The following is a 14,786-nucleotide window of genomic DNA, read 5'->3' as shown; positions in this document are numbered from 1 at the left end:
CCGAGAAAAAGATTTAATTTTGAAACACCAAATTATATGTTTAACCAAAAAGTTGCATTAGTAACTTGAATCCAGCATTTAAAATCCTTGGCATTCATTAAAATCTAGAAAAAATGATACAACATTTAGACAAATCCAATTTTGACGCGACCATAAATACGAACGACGTAGTACTAGTAGATTTCTTTGCTGACTGGTGTGGCCCTTGCAAAGCTTTACATCCTGCACTGGAAGAATTAGCTACAGACTTTAATGGTAAAGCGGTGATTTCAAAAATAAACGTAGACAAAAACCCAGAGCTAGCCGCTCAATTTAAAGTAAGAAGCATTCCTGCCTTGTTCTATTTTAAGAATGGAGAAGTTGTAGGCACTCAAAACGGAGTACAAAGTAAATCAGTAATGACAAGTCATTTAGAAAGTATTATAAAAAGTTAATATCCGCGAATTTGATTCTCACCAGTATCTCTTCTGCTAGCGAAAGCTAACACAAGAGACAGAGTGAACAGCGAGACCAATATCGTTGAAAGCATCAAAAACTACCTACTTTAAAAAAATAGAAAAACAACCCTTCTTTTACCTAAAAAATGCGTCAAAGGAAGAACGGACAACTATCCGGGAAATGAGACCTAACTCAAAAGTGTTTTTTGTATCTTTGATTCAATTCATTGATAATAAGATATTTAATAGAATAGCATATATGAATATCGAAAGATTTATCAGGTCGTAATACTCCAAAAGGATTACCCAAATTAATTGCAGTAACGCGACAAAGTTTTTTAACGGCAGTGTCAACTACAAATTATTATTGTGACTAGAGCAACTTATTTATATAATTATTAATACACAAAAAAATAAAATCATGTCAAATTTCAACGTACCAACAAGAGACGAAGTTTCTAAAAACGATCAAGCTATTTTTGATAACCTGGAAAAAAGTATTGGATTTGTTCCTAACATTTATGCCTCAATGGGACATTCTAAAAATGCTTTGGGCAGCTATATGAAATTTTTAGGAGCTGCAACCTCTTTAAATAACAAAGAAAAAGAAGTGGTTAACTTAGCCGTTAGTCAGATAAACGGATGTAGATATTGCCAAGCAGCACATACTGCGACGGGTAAAATGAACGGTTTTACGGACGATCAGATTATTGAACTTAGAAAAGGAGAAGCAAGCTGGGATAACAAAACCAATGTTTTAGCACAAACTGCACAACGCATTGCTGCCACCAACGGACAAATAGGAGCCGATTCTTTGAGCGCTTTTCATGCTGCGGGTTACACTAAAGAAAATCTTGTTGATTTAATTATAGCGATTGGAATTATTACAGTTACCAATCTTCTTCACAATGTGACCGAAGTGCCTATTGATTTCCCTTTAGCTGTTGAATTGTAATTAATAACAGTGTGACGGATTGAAACTAAAATCCTTTGAATTAATTAAAACCCAGAGCTGGCGGCACAGTTTAAAGAGAGAAGTATTCCTGCCTTATTCTATTTTAATAACGGAGAAATTATAAGTACTCAAAACGGAGTAGAAAGTAAATCAGAGATGACTACTCATTTAACAAGTATTATAAAAAATTAAAATTATGAAAAAATTAAAATTAGCATCGATAGTATTATTATTCGCTAATCAAATATTTGCACAGTTACCAGACCCTGGTTTCGAAGTAGATGCAAGAACCGCAATTGTTATTACTGACCCTCAAAATGATTTCCTTAGCCCAGAAGGAGCAACCTGGGGCATCGTAGGAGAGAGTGTAATGAGGAACAACACAGTAGAAAACTTAGCACAACTTTTTAAAACTGCTAAAGAAAAAAACATCACTGTTTTTGTATCGCCTCACTACTACTTTAAACACGATCACAATTGGCAAATTGAAGGTTCCCTGGAAGCCTTAATGCATAAAGTCAATATGTTTGATAGAACAGGTGTACTAACAACCGTGGGGTTTGAAAACTCTGGTGCCGATTGGCTCGAACAGTACAAAAAATACATTGGAGAATCAAACGTAATCGTGACTAGTCCTCATAAAATATATGGCCCAGAATCAAACGATTTGGCTTTACAGCTAAGGAAACATGGTTTCGATAACGTAATATTAGCAGGTATGTCTGCCAATTTATGTACGGAATCTCATATGAGGGACTTAGTGGAATCCGGTTTTAAGGTCGCAGTAGTAAAAGATGCAACAGCTGCCGCTATTTTGCCAGGATTAAATGGTTACGAAGCAGCTTTAGTCAACTTTCAAATGATTGCGAGTCATGTATTTACCACAAAAGAGATTGTAAATGAAATTAATAAATTCAAAAAATAATAAAAACGGCAAAGAATATAAATGCTGAAAACTTACGTACGGGCTGTAAATCCATAATTACAAACAGCACACATACAATTTTGAGTGACTTAAGCGATTAGCAAAAAAGCGAATTACGAAAATAAGTATACTCCTGCTCCGTTCACAGCATGATTCAAGGCGATTGGAATATTAAAAATGCGGTGGCAATTACACACTTACTGAAGAAGTTTTGGTTTAACACCACCGCAAATTTGGCCACAAAGGGTTTCGCTTTCAACAGCGAAACCCTTTGTCGTATCCAAACAAAACTACATTCACCCTACTATAACATCACCTTATTTTGTTACATTTGAAAACACTTTTTTAAAACAAATCAATTTTTAAAATCATGAAAAAAATTCTCAAAATAACAGCTTTTGTTCTCCTGATCCTTGCCAGCACGATCTTGGGCGTCCTCTATTTTGCCAGCGAGCCATTGCCGGCAGGACAACAAGGAATAAAAGCCGAAGCACTTACGGATAAAATCCAGGAAGCAATCAATCAAAAAGCTTGGGATTCTACCGTTGCAGTTTCTTTCAGCTTTAGAGGAGATCATCATTATCTCTGGGACAAAAAACGCAATTTGGTTCAGGTGAAATGGGATGATAAAAAAGTACTTTATAACAATCAAACTTTAGAAGGTATAGCTTATAAAAACAACAAAAAACTAACCGATTCCCAAAAATCAGCGACTATAAAAACAGCGAATGATTACTTTAATAATGATTCTTTCTGGCTTATTGCACCTTTCAAATTACGCGATGCTGGAACAACCAGAAGTATCGTGATGCAAGATGATCAAGAAGCACTTATGATTACCTACGCGTCTGGAGGAAGCACTCCTGGAGATTCTTATGTATGGTTTGTCGATGAAAATTATATGCCAAAAGCATGGAGAATGTGGGTTAGCATCATTCCCTTGGGCGGTCTCGAAACGAGTTGGGAAGATTGGATAACATTTCAAAATAATCTAAAAATTGCTACAAGTCATAAAGGCTTAATTGATTTAAAATTAGAAAACGTTAAAACAGGTCAATCAATTGAAGAAATCAATAACGGAGTTGATCCTTTTACTGATTTATAAGTTTTGTAAAATAGTACTAGTTTAAAAAGGAAGCACTAATTGTTTCCTTTTTTTTGTCTTAGACAATCTAGAAATTCAATGCGGTACTGTATTTAATTTCGCCCATAACTAAATAACTTGCGCATTCCCGATATTTTTAATCGTAGACTACTTATTTCTTAAAGAATCCTGATAGCCTATCATATCAATTATTACTATTTTTAGAATAAAATCATAAACACAGGTAATAGTATAAGGTTCCATATTATTCCGTTTTTCAAATTATTCTGGGGTATTAAAAAGCTGAATACCTTTTGCCAACCTCTTTTTTTTGACCACGTAAGTATCTGAAAAAGTATCGTGCCAACCTCGAGGAGATGCTCCCAAAAAAGAAAAAGGCTCAAATGGAATAAAGCGACATAGCGTGCGTATCACAAAAGTCTTAATATCTGGCTTTGTACCGTCCTTTTTAACCACAACAGTTTTAGTAATTAGTTGCGCGATGGTTCTAGAGAAATAGATCTCCGTAAGGCTATAATAGAGTAGCATAATTAGTATGCTATAAAGCACAATTTCTCCTTTTGACATAGTTTCGACCCAAGTAGAAACTGCAAACTTACTTGTTGCTTCAGCAATTAGGATAATACTAGTCCCAATACTGAGAATGATAATATACAGGAATACTAAATCAATACAAAAATTAAGAAATCGCTGTCCACGAGTAGCAAGTAAATCATCCGTAATTGTAAACGTTGTATTTTTCATATTATCAGTTTTTTTTAGATACCAAAAAAGAATAAACTCCACATTAACCTACTCAAATATAAGCAATTATTCTTAAAATATTAATCAGAATATTCACAATTAAGGATTGATTTAGAAAACAATAAATCTTTTTTTTGATTGCTAACAAGCAACTATCATGTTCAGAGTCCTTTTAGACACTTAGATTGTAACAAGCGCTAAAATCTCTAATTTCCCAAAAAAAGAGCCACCAAAATAGGTAGCTGCTTTTAAAATAATTTTATGAGTAAACTATACACTATTGCTGATTTGCAATGTTATCTTTTATATAAAAGCTATTAATTAGTCTGGTTCCATTAAACATATCAAATGTAGCATTCTTTATTTCGACCAAAATCGAGTTTTGAGTGTTGTTCTTGCTCGCCACAAATGTTCTGATTTTTACCAAAAGGTGTTTTTGTACTGCATTCATAAAAACACTGTCTGCAATAAAAAGACGGTTGCATTCTATAAAAAATGCAAGTACAAATATCTCAATATTACTCGCTTGCTTTGAATATACGATTAAGTCATTTGTACAAATGGAGTAAAATAAATGTATACTATTTTTGCCTATTTTCTTAGTATGTTGAATTGCTTTCATAACAGTGTCATTTGATATTACAAATATACTCTGCATGAGACAGTTGAGTTTTATAGTATTTTGAGATAGTGTTATGAGATTGTTGGAAAACACATACAAGTGTCAGTAACAGTTTCTTCGATGACTTTATAGTAAATGGTATGCTCATTTTCTAGCTCCGATTGTAGTGGAAATACTTTTTATTTTTTCTTTAAAAATAAAAAGATTGCAATGGAAAGCGGGACACGAGCGAAGCGAACTGACGAAGTAAACAGCTCCTAAAAAAAACAGCTACCAAAATTGATAGCTGTTTCTCTTTATTCTATTTTCTTATTAAGAACCACACATTTCACAATCATCTGGACCAGCATTTTTAGCCAGTTCAATCATTGCTTTGTATTCATCAGCCGTCATTTCTACTGCCGTTTCAACTGCTACTGGAGCTGCTGCCGGAGCAGGTTTAGACATCACTTCGATTGGCTCTGCTTTTTTATCGTTGTTCAACGTGAATTTAATCGCATCAACAGCCGCTTTTGTTCTCAAGTAATACATTCCCGTTTTCAATCCAGACTGCCATGCATAAAAGTGCATCGAAGTCAATTTAGAATAGTTGGCATTTTGCATGAACAAGTTCAATGATTGAGATTGATCTACAAAATAACCACGTTGACGTGACATATCGATGATATCTTTCATAGACATTTCCCAAACTGTTTTATACAATTCTTTCAAATCTTGCGGAATATCTAAATCTTGAACTGATCCGTTATTACGCATCAATTCTTGTTTCAAGGTTTCGTTCCACAAACCACGATCTACTAAATCATGCAATAAATGTTTGTTTACCACAATGAACTCTCCAGACAATACACGACGCGTGTAAATGTTAGAAGTATAAGGTTCGAATGCTTCGTTGTTTCCAAGAATCTGAGAAGTTGAAGCAGTAGGCATTGGCGCAACTAATAACGAGTTACGTACTCCATGCTCCATTACTTCTTTTCTCAATGCACCCCAGTCCCAACGTCCTGATAATTCCTCATCTTTAATATTCCAAAGATTGTGTTGAAATTCTCCCTGAGAGATCGGCGAACCTTCGAATGTTGAATAAGGTCCTTCTATTTTTGCCATTTCCATCGAAGAGGTTACAGCAGCAAAGTATAAGGTTTCAAAAATTTCTTGATTTAGCTTTTTAGCCTCGTCACTTGTAAAAGGCAAACGCAACATAATAAATGCATCTGCTAATCCTTGCACTCCAAGACCAATTGGTCTGTGGCGCATATTTGAATTTTCAGCTTCTTTTACAGGATAGTAATTTCTATCAATAACTTTATTCAAGTTTTTCGTTACACGTTTTGTTACATTATAAAATGCTTCGTGATCAAATTTCCCGTTCTCCACAAACATCGGTAATGAAAGTGACGCTAGATTACAAACCGCTACTTCATCAGGAGAAGTGTACTCCATGATTTCTGTACACAAGTTTGAAGAACGTATCGTTCCTAAATTCTTTTGATTTGATTTACGGTTAGCCGCATCTTTATACAACATGTATGGCGTTCCAGTCTCAATTTGAGATTCTAGAATTTTCTCCCACAATTCATGTGCTTTAATTGTTTTCCTTCCTTTTCCTGCTTTCTCATAATCGGTGTACATTTTTTCAAATTCTTCACCGTAAACGTCATACAATCCAGGACATTCATTAGGACACATCAAAGTCCAATTTCCGTCTTCTTGAACGCGTTTCATGAATAAATCTGATGTCCACATCGCAAAGAATAAATCTCTCGCACGCATTTCTTCTTTTCCTGTATTTTTCTTCAAGTCTAAGAAATCAAAGATATCTGCATGCCAAGTTTCGATATAAATAGCAAAACTTCCTTTACGCTTTCCACCACCTTGATCTACATAACGAGCTGTATCGTTAAATACTCTCAACATAGGAACAATCCCATTTGAAGTTCCATTAGTTCCACGAATGTAAGAACCTGTCGCACGAACATTGTGAATAGAAAGTCCTACTCCACCTGCTGATTGGGAAATTTTTGCCGTTTGTTTCAGCGTATCGTAAATTCCGTCAATACTATCATCTTGCATTGCCAAAAGGAAACAAGAAGACATTTGAGGTTTTGGAGTTCCAGAGTTGAATAATGTAGGCGTTGCATGCGTAAAGAATTTTTTAGACATCAAGTCATAGGTTTCTAAAACCGACTCTAAATCATCTAAGTGAATTCCCACCGAAACACGCATTAACATATGTTGTGGTCTCTCTACAATCTTCCCGTTTATCTTAAGCAAATAAGAACGTTCTAATGTTTTGAATCCGAAATAATCGTAGTTAAAATCTCTATTATAAATGATATGCGAGTCTAAAAACTCAGCATTTTCTTGAATCACTTTGTATACATCATCAGCAATTAATGGAGCATATTGTCCATTTCTTGGATTCACATATTCAAACATTTCGGTCATTGTTTCCGAAAATGATTTTGTTGTATTCGAATGCAAATTTGAAATCGCAATTCTCGCTGCCAATTGTGCATAATCTGGATGCGCAATAGTCATCGAAGCCGCAGTTTCTGCCGCTAAATTATCTAATTCTGACGTAGAAACTCCATCATAAAGTCCTTCAATTACTCTCATTGCCACTTTCACAGCATCCACTAAATCATTCAAACCATAACACAGCTTTTTAATTCTATCTGTGATTTTGTCGAACATTACTGGTTCTTTGTGGCCATCCCTTTTTACTACGTACATACTTTTTTTTGTTTTTAAAACAGAAAATCCCTTCGCTGTTTCTTGTTATTTGTAATTTAATTTTTGCCACTAGGGCACTAAGGCACAATGTATTTATGCTTTAGTAATTTATCTCAGCCAGCCTTAAAGACACGGAGATTCGAAGTTCTCTTTATTAAAATTTCTCTGCTAAAACTAAGCTTTCAATTTACTTTGCAGCTTAGATTTTTTTGCTTCTACTAATTAAAAGTCAGCGTCAAATGAGATTTTTTGCGAATCACCATCAGAGTTCATAACACCTGATTTTTGGTATTCAGCCACTTTCTTTTCAAAGAAATTTGTTTTTCCTTGCAATGAAATCATATCCATGAAGTCAAAAGGGTTTGTAGTATTGTATTCTCTTTCACAACCTAATTCCACTAATAATCTATCAGCAACAAATTCTAAATATTGAGTCATCAAGACAGCATTCATTCCTATTAAACTTACCGGAAGTGATTCCGTAATAAATTCTCTTTCTATGTTTAAAGCATCTACAATAATACCTCTAATTCTTTCTTTTGGCACTTTATTCACTAAGTGATGATTGTGTAAATGCACTGCAAAGTCACAATGAACTCCTTCGTCACGAGAAATCAACTCATTTGAAAAAGTCAATCCTGGCATTAACCCACGTTTTTTCAACCAATAAATAGAACAAAATGCTCCTGAGAAGAAAATCCCTTCAACAGCTGCAAAAGCAATCAATCTTTCAGCAAAAGAATCTGATTCAATCCACTGTAAAGCCCAGTCTGCTTTTTTCTTAATAGCCGGAAAAACTTCTAAAGCATTAAACAAGTCATCCTTTTCATCTTCGTCCTTTACGTAAGTATCAATCAATAGTGAATACGTTTCACTATGAATATTCTCCATCATAATTTGAAAACCATAAAAGAACTTTGCTTCTGCATATTGCACTTCATTCACAAAATTTTCAGCAAGATTTTCATTTACAATTCCGTCTGAAGCAGCAAAAAAAGCAAGAATATGTTTCACAAAATACTTTTCGTCGTCATTCAATTTATTATTCCAGTCATTCAAATCTTGAGATAAATCAATTTCTTCAGCAGTCCAAAAGCTAGCTTCCATTGACTTATAAAACTCCCATATATCATGATGTTTGATTGGAAAAATTACGAAACGATTTTTATTTTCTTGTAAAATTGGTTCAATTTGTGACATTGTTGTAGTTGTTTTTTTTGAGATTTTAACTTATTTTTAAGTTTTTCGCCGTTTACAAAGGTTGTAAAATATTGCGATAATTAAAAGCCAAACTTATCCACAATCGGTCATAGTTTTTAACAAAGACGAAAAAACACACCGTTTTTCCGTAAACCATAAATACCTAATAATCAGTGATTTAAATTTTAAGATATCCGCTAAAGCACTGTAAAATATAGTAATTTAAAAACAGACTGCGATAAAAAAATGGCGTTTTTTTAGAATTATTTTTTCAGCTCTTCAGCCACTTTTTCAAGCTCCGAGTACCAGTCTTCGCCAAACCTTCTTACCAAGGCTTCTTTGACGAATTTATAGATTGGAACCTCAAGTTCCTGACCTAAAGAACAGGCTGGGTCACAAATATCCCATCTATCATAATTGACAGCAGCAAATTCAGTGAAATCTTTTACACGAATAGGATATAAATGACAGGAAACAGGTTTTTTCCAGTCTACCATCCCTTGATTATACGCTTGCTCAATCCCACATAGTGCTGTTTTACCATCATAAATTACATAAGCGCAATCTTTGTCGTCAATCAGCGGTGTTTCCAGATCACCATCTGTACCTACCGTCGAAGTCCCCTGAGCCTCAATAGCTGCAATTCCTTCCTTACGAAGAAATGGTTTTACCTTTGGATATATTTCTTCTAAAATTTTTGTTTCCTCCTGACTTAGTGGCGCTCCGGCATCGCCGTTAACACAACAAGCGCCTTTACAGGCTGTTAGATTACAAACAAAATCTTTACTTAAAATATCTTCTGAGACGATGGTTTTTCCTAGTTGAAACATTATTATGGGGTACTGAGATTATAAAGTGCAAAGATAGCTAAACTAAGACATAGCTTCTTGATTAAATAATGCTTTTAACACAACACCAATACAAAACGCAACTGAGTCGGTTTAAAAAAAAGAATGTGGCAAAACCTTCAATTGGAATGCTTAATAAAGAGCTGATCACCTCAAAAAACCATCAAATCTAATACCTTTGCAAAAAATTAAAAAATGATAATGGACGTTGACTTAAGAGAGATTGCTACAGTTGGAATGGTACTTTTTGCCGTAATTGATATTTTAGGAAGCATTCCTATTATTGTTGACCTACGTACTAAAGTAGGACACATTCAGTCTGAAAAAGCCACTGTTGTAGCCATGATCATAATGATTATGTTTCTTTTTGTCGGAGAAGAATTGTTGAACATAATTGGAATTGATGTAAATTCTTTTGCAGTAGCAGGTGCTTTTGTTCTGTTTTTCCTTGCCTTAGAAATGATTTTAGGTATCCGCTTATACAAAGATGAAGAAGAATCTAAAACCGCTTCTATCGTCCCAATTGCCTTCCCGTTAATTGCAGGAGCAGGAACGATGACTACTTTATTGTCGTTAAAATCTCAATACCATACTATCAACATAATTATCGCCATCTTACTAAATATGATTTTAGTATATCTTGTTTTGAAAGCATCTTCAAAAATAGAAGGAATGCTTGGAAAATCTGGTTTAGGAGTGATTCGCAAGGTTTTTGGGGTGATATTACTCGCAATTGCTGTTAAATTATTCGCTGCTAATGTTAAAGGTTTGTTTGTCTAATATTTTTTTTTATAAATTTACCCCCTAATGTAGCCTGTAAATATAATCTGATTTTTTGAGGATATGTTTTTAACTTAAAATACTCTTTTAATCTTTGTTTTACAATTCAGGCAAAAAACCATCTTATGAAAATTTTTACTAACATATTAGTGTTTCTAGCATTGGCGCTTATAATCTTCAATATTACATTGTTAGATTTTAACCATCCGTTTCAAGGAGACAGTATGGTTGCGTCCGTTGGAATAGGAGCTTCATTCTGTGCTGTGTTAATTCTTTTAATTTTTAGAATGTCTAAAAAAATTGAAGAAAAAATGAACGACAACCTTTAATCATGTTTGACGTTTTAATTATTGGCGGCGGTGTTTCTGGTATGTCTTGTGCTCTTGTATTAGGCTCTGCAAAGAATAAAAAGTTTGCAGCCGAAAAAAAGATTGGAATTTTTACCCATCAAAAAACATCATCACTCCAAGAAGCTGTTTTTAATAATGCCTATGGAATTCCTGAAGGAACACTAGGCTCGGATTTGCTAGGGCAAAGTACACAACAGTTATCAAAACTTTATCCTCATATTACTCAATTACCAAACGAAAAGGTTTTAAAAATTGAAGGACAATCCCCTAACTTTACTGTCACAACAAACAAAAATACTTATAAAACAAAAGCGATTGTAGTTGCTATTGGCGCAGCAAATACTTTTTCAATTGAGGGGCTGATGCAATTTATCGAGCCACATCAAAAATCAGTAGCCGAAAAACAACGAATACAATTGCGCAACACTGATCATAAAGTCGCCGCAGGTATTTATGTGGTAGGAACCCTTTCAGGATGGAGAAGCCAACTTGCCATTGCGGCCGGAAGCGGAGCCTCAGTAGCCACAGATATCCTTACGCTTTGGAACAACGGCATTCAAACGCATGTTCACGACAGTATTAGATAAGCACAAATTAGTATATTAAAAAATTAATGTTAGATTTACCTTTTCTACAAATCTAATCTATGCTTTCATTTCTTCTAAGCCTTGCGAGACTTCTGGTCTTCATTATTTACGTTTCATTTTTTTCTTTGTGCTTTTATTTATTAAGTTTCTTTTGGAGTGAAAAAACTACAAAACGAAACGCACTTTTTTTACGTGATTTTATAATTAAAATAACCAATTTTATTTTAGGAATCCGCACAACCGTGTACGGTGAATTACCAACAATTCAAGGATTAATCGTAGCTAATCATCGTTCTTATTTTGATCCAATAGTTATTGTAGGACATATTCATGCATACCCCGTTGGCAAAAAAGAAGTAGAATCTTGGCCGCTCATTGGTTATATCTGTAAAATATCGGGAGTAATTTTTGTTGAAAGAGAATGTCAGGACAGCCGACAAAAAACATGCGAAAACATAAAAGAAGTCATCAACAATGGCAATTCAGTCATTAATTTTCCAGAAGGCACAACTCATGTTTTACCTACAACGGTAGACTTTAATTACGGATCGTTTAAAACTGCCGCCCAAATAAAAGCAGCAATATTACCTGTTGCGATCGATTATAAAGTAAAGTCAGATGCTTTCGTAAATGACGACACCTTTATTCCTCACTTTTTAAAATGTTTTGGAAAACTCACCACCGAAATAAAAATCACTTATTTCCCGCCACTATATTCTGAAGACCCAGAATATTTATTAAAAACTTCTAAAGAGATAATAGATAAGGAACTTATTCGATATAGAAAAGATTGGAATAACAAAAAATAAGACAGAGGTTTGAAGTAAGCTTACATTAAACATAAGACCGCATATTTATTTCAAATTGCGATTGATTTTTGCGATTGATTAAAAACCCTATTTTAAAACCGCCTTAACCATGGCGTCTTCTTTTAATATAATCTCGTAGTAACTACTTTCTCCATACAATTGTCGGGCAAATTCAGCCGCGAGATAGCGCTTTACAATAGCTTTACTTTTCAACAAATCAATATCTAACCCACTTTTTAAAAGGTATTTTTGAAAAGCAATAAAATATAAATCAGTCTTATCCATTTTACCCTTAAACTCATCAAAAGAAAGCCCTTTAAAGGCCATTCTACTTTTATCCAATTGCTCAAAAACAAAGTTTCCTACGATTCCGGATTTCATTAAATACACTGTGTTTTCATTACCATGTTCTACCTCGAGAGGAACAAAAATATCCGGAACAATTCCGCCACCGCCATAAACAATTTTACCTTTCGGTGTTTTAAACTTCAAGCTGTCAGCTACTTTTATACTGTCTTTTTCATATAATTCGCCATTCTCAAAACGAGATTCTGACTCTTTAAAATATTCATCATTCCCTTTACTGTATGGTCTTTGTATCGACCTTCCTGTAGGCGTGTAATATCTCGCCACTGTCAATCGAACCGCCGAACCATCAGCAAAATCCATTTCACGTTGCACCAATCCTTTCCCAAAAGAACGACGCCCTACGATAGTTCCTCTGTCATTATCCTGAATCGCACCCGCCAGAATTTCACTCGCCGAAGCACTATTTTCATTTTGCAATACAAACACCTTCCCCGTTTCAAAATCACCTTTTTTAGTCGCGTATGTTTTTTGTATTCTGCCTTTTTTATTTTTAGTAAAAACGATTAATTGCTTGTCCTTTAATAATTCATCTGCAATATCAATCGCCTCTTCCATATAACCACCTCCATTATCGCGAAGATCTATTACAAGTTCTGTTGCTCCTTCTTTTTTTAATTTGGCTAAACCTTTTTTAAATTCTTCAAAGGTTGTTTCTGCAAAACGATTGATTTTTATATATCCAGTCGTCCCGTTTAAAAGTATTGCCGCATCGACACTTTTTAAAGGAATAACACCACGTTCTATTTTAATTTTTATTTTCTTATCGATGGATTTTCTGTAAATAGTAAGTTCCACCACTGAACCTTGTTCTCCTTTTAGTTTAGAGAAAAGACTATCACTAGGCAATTTACGTCCAAATAATTTTGTTTTATCTGCGTATAAAATTCTATCTCCCGCCTTTAGCCCTGCTTTAGCCGAAGGACCATTCTCGATAGGTCTGATTATTGCCACAGAATCTTTATACATATAGAAATTAACCCCAATCCCCACAAAATCACCTTTCATGTTTTCAGCAACAAGGGTTTGCTCACTTGGGGAAATATAAACAGAATGCGGGTCTAGTTGACTTAGAATATTGTCGACCGTAATATTGACGATAGAATCTGTATTTACATTATCTACGTATTCATTGTCGATAAAATCAATCAGTTTATTGATTTTAGTTTTAGAACTGTTTTCGACCAAAAAATGATCTCCACCAAAACTATTTAAGCATCCACCAATAACAATTCCGAGCGCAAGAGTTGCGCCTATAAGTATTGGCAGGTATTTAACTTCAGTTTTCATCTATTCTTCTAATATCGATATATGCTCAACAATCACACCAGCTTTTATTAAAAACTGAATTCCGGAATCATCACGGTATCCTTTATGATATACCACTCGTTTTATTCCGGATTGATGTATTAGCTTACTGCACTCTTTGCAGGGCGACAGTGTAATGTATAAAGTAGACCCTTCACAGGACTGTGTCGATCTCGCTACTTTTAGAATAGCATTTGCTTCCGCATGTAGGACATCCCATCGGGTTAACCCTTCATTGTCCTCACAGCAATTTTCAAATCCAGTGGGCGTTCCATTATAACCGTCTGAAATTATCATTCGGTCGCGAACGATGATTGCTCCCACTTGTTTGCGCTTACAATAAGACAAACTACCCCATTCAGTAGCAATTCTTAGATAAGCCTTATCGTATTTATTTAATTTTTTTGCTTCCATTTTTATCTCGTCCATATTTCATTTTCAATTATCATTGGTAAAACCACCCCTATTATAAAAGCCGACATCACCAAGGTCCAATCCCTTTTTGAGAACCTAAAGACCGTTTGTACAATATAAGACAGAATCAATACTACAAAAACCACAACAATTTGCGCTGCTTCAATTCCTAACGCAAATTCAGCCAAAGGCAGTAATTTTGAGGTGGCGTTTCCGCCAAGAATAGCCTTAAAATAATTAGAAAATCCTAATCCATGTATAATACCAAAGAAAAGAGTGACGAAAAATATTAGGTTTATACTTTCTTTTTTATTTGATTTACCGGCGGTAAACAGATTGAAGAAAGCAGTAATTAATATGGTAATTGGGATTAACAATTCCACCACATTTACTTTAATAGCAATAATACCGAAAACAGAAAGCAATAAAGCCATGGTATGACCTATCGTAAAGAGCGTTATTAAAAGTACAATTCGTTTCCAATCTTTAAAAGAAAACGGTACAGCCAGTGCTATTAAAAACAAAACGTGATCGTAGGCGTGAATATCTAAAACGTGTTTCAATCCTATTTGAAAATAAATCAAAAATTCTGACATAGGT

General features: G+C 34.5%; 16 protein-coding genes. 8 read left to right on the top strand and 8 right to left on the bottom strand.

Annotation, left to right across the window (positions count from 1 at the left end; genetic code table 11):
- Window positions 1-113 precede the first annotated feature (113 nt).
- From trxA to QO182_RS18070, 4 genes are all read left to right on the top strand, one after another.
- The gene (trxA, locus tag QO182_RS18085; protein WP_371563245.1) at window positions 114-434 is read left to right on the top strand and encodes a thioredoxin; all 321 of its coding nucleotides are present in this window, start codon (window positions 114-116) and stop codon (window positions 432-434) included.
- A gap of 424 nt (window positions 435-858) precedes the next feature.
- Window positions 859-1,392 (top strand): carboxymuconolactone decarboxylase family protein, encoded by a 534-nt coding sequence (locus tag QO182_RS18080; protein WP_371563242.1) that lies wholly within the window; start codon window positions 859-861, stop codon window positions 1,390-1,392.
- A 196-nt stretch (window positions 1,393-1,588) separates the two neighbouring features.
- Window positions 1,589-2,317 (top strand): cysteine hydrolase, encoded by a 729-nt coding sequence (locus QO182_RS18075; RefSeq protein ID WP_371563240.1) that lies wholly within the window; start codon window positions 1,589-1,591, stop codon window positions 2,315-2,317.
- 370 nt (window positions 2,318-2,687) lie between these two features.
- Complete coding sequence (locus QO182_RS18070) at window positions 2,688-3,422, top strand: hypothetical protein (protein ID WP_371563237.1); 735 nt, start codon at window positions 2,688-2,690, stop codon at window positions 3,420-3,422.
- Between the two features lie 261 nt (window positions 3,423-3,683).
- Here QO182_RS18070 and QO182_RS18065 read toward each other — a convergent pair whose 3' ends face one another.
- The 5 genes from QO182_RS18065 to QO182_RS18045 form a co-directional block, all read right to left on the bottom strand.
- A complete protein-coding gene (locus QO182_RS18065) occupies window positions 3,684-4,166 on the bottom strand; it encodes an RDD family protein (RefSeq protein WP_371563234.1) in 483 nt (160 codons plus the stop codon).
- A 277-nt stretch (window positions 4,167-4,443) separates the two neighbouring features.
- Window positions 4,444-4,788, bottom strand: a complete 345-nt coding sequence (locus QO182_RS18060) for a hypothetical protein (RefSeq protein WP_371563232.1) — start codon at window positions 4,786-4,788, stop codon at window positions 4,444-4,446.
- A gap of 312 nt (window positions 4,789-5,100) precedes the next feature.
- Window positions 5,101-7,524 (bottom strand): ribonucleoside-diphosphate reductase subunit alpha, encoded by a 2,424-nt coding sequence (locus QO182_RS18055; protein ID WP_371563230.1) that lies wholly within the window; start codon window positions 7,522-7,524, stop codon window positions 5,101-5,103.
- Window positions 7,525-7,746: 222 nt separating this feature from the next.
- Window positions 7,747-8,724, bottom strand: coding sequence for a ribonucleotide-diphosphate reductase subunit beta (locus QO182_RS18050; protein WP_371563227.1), 978 nt, complete (start codon window positions 8,722-8,724; stop codon window positions 7,747-7,749).
- A gap of 263 nt (window positions 8,725-8,987) precedes the next feature.
- Complete coding sequence (locus QO182_RS18045) at window positions 8,988-9,554, bottom strand: DUF3109 family protein (RefSeq protein WP_371539282.1); 567 nt, start codon at window positions 9,552-9,554, stop codon at window positions 8,988-8,990.
- A gap of 219 nt (window positions 9,555-9,773) precedes the next feature.
- Between QO182_RS18045 and QO182_RS18040 the strand changes: the two genes are divergently transcribed.
- The 4 genes from QO182_RS18040 (at window position 9,774) to QO182_RS18025 (ending at window position 12,098) form a co-directional block, all read left to right on the top strand.
- Window positions 9,774-10,352 (top strand): MarC family protein, encoded by a 579-nt coding sequence (locus tag QO182_RS18040; protein ID WP_371563225.1) that lies wholly within the window; start codon window positions 9,774-9,776, stop codon window positions 10,350-10,352.
- A gap of 125 nt (window positions 10,353-10,477) precedes the next feature.
- Window positions 10,478-10,681, top strand: a complete 204-nt coding sequence (locus QO182_RS18035; protein ID WP_074721984.1) for a hypothetical protein — start codon at window positions 10,478-10,480, stop codon at window positions 10,679-10,681.
- A 2-nt stretch (window positions 10,682-10,683) separates the two neighbouring features.
- The gene (locus QO182_RS18030) at window positions 10,684-11,289 is read left to right on the top strand and encodes an FAD-dependent oxidoreductase (protein ID WP_371563222.1); all 606 of its coding nucleotides are present in this window, start codon (window positions 10,684-10,686) and stop codon (window positions 11,287-11,289) included.
- A 242-nt stretch (window positions 11,290-11,531) separates the two neighbouring features.
- Window positions 11,532-12,098 (top strand): lysophospholipid acyltransferase family protein, encoded by a 567-nt coding sequence (locus QO182_RS18025; protein WP_371563220.1) that lies wholly within the window; start codon window positions 11,532-11,534, stop codon window positions 12,096-12,098.
- An 87-nt stretch (window positions 12,099-12,185) separates the two neighbouring features.
- Here the strand turns inward: QO182_RS18025 and QO182_RS18020 are convergent, their stop codons facing one another.
- Genes QO182_RS18020 through QO182_RS18010 form a run of 3 tightly spaced genes read right to left on the bottom strand, consistent with a single transcriptional unit; the run spans window position 12,186 to window position 14,782 of the window.
- Window positions 12,186-13,754: a S41 family peptidase gene (locus tag QO182_RS18020; RefSeq protein ID WP_371563218.1), complete on the bottom strand. Its 1,569-nt coding sequence runs from the start codon at window positions 13,752-13,754 to the stop codon at window positions 12,186-12,188.
- Window positions 13,755-14,186, bottom strand: a complete 432-nt coding sequence (locus tag QO182_RS18015; RefSeq protein WP_371539296.1) for a cytidine/deoxycytidylate deaminase family protein — start codon at window positions 14,184-14,186, stop codon at window positions 13,755-13,757.
- Between the two features lie 2 nt (window positions 14,187-14,188).
- Window positions 14,189-14,782 (bottom strand): HupE/UreJ family protein, encoded by a 594-nt coding sequence (locus QO182_RS18010; RefSeq protein ID WP_371539298.1) that lies wholly within the window; start codon window positions 14,780-14,782, stop codon window positions 14,189-14,191.
- Window positions 14,783-14,786: the final 4 nt, after the last annotated feature.

Origin of the sequence: Flavobacterium sp. Arc2, from assembly GCF_041431385.1 — a bacterium.
Taxonomy (GTDB): Bacteria; Bacteroidota; Bacteroidia; order Flavobacteriales; family Flavobacteriaceae; genus Flavobacterium.
Note: the sequence above shows the minus strand (reverse complement) of the source record. Positions and strands in the feature narration are given on the sequence as shown.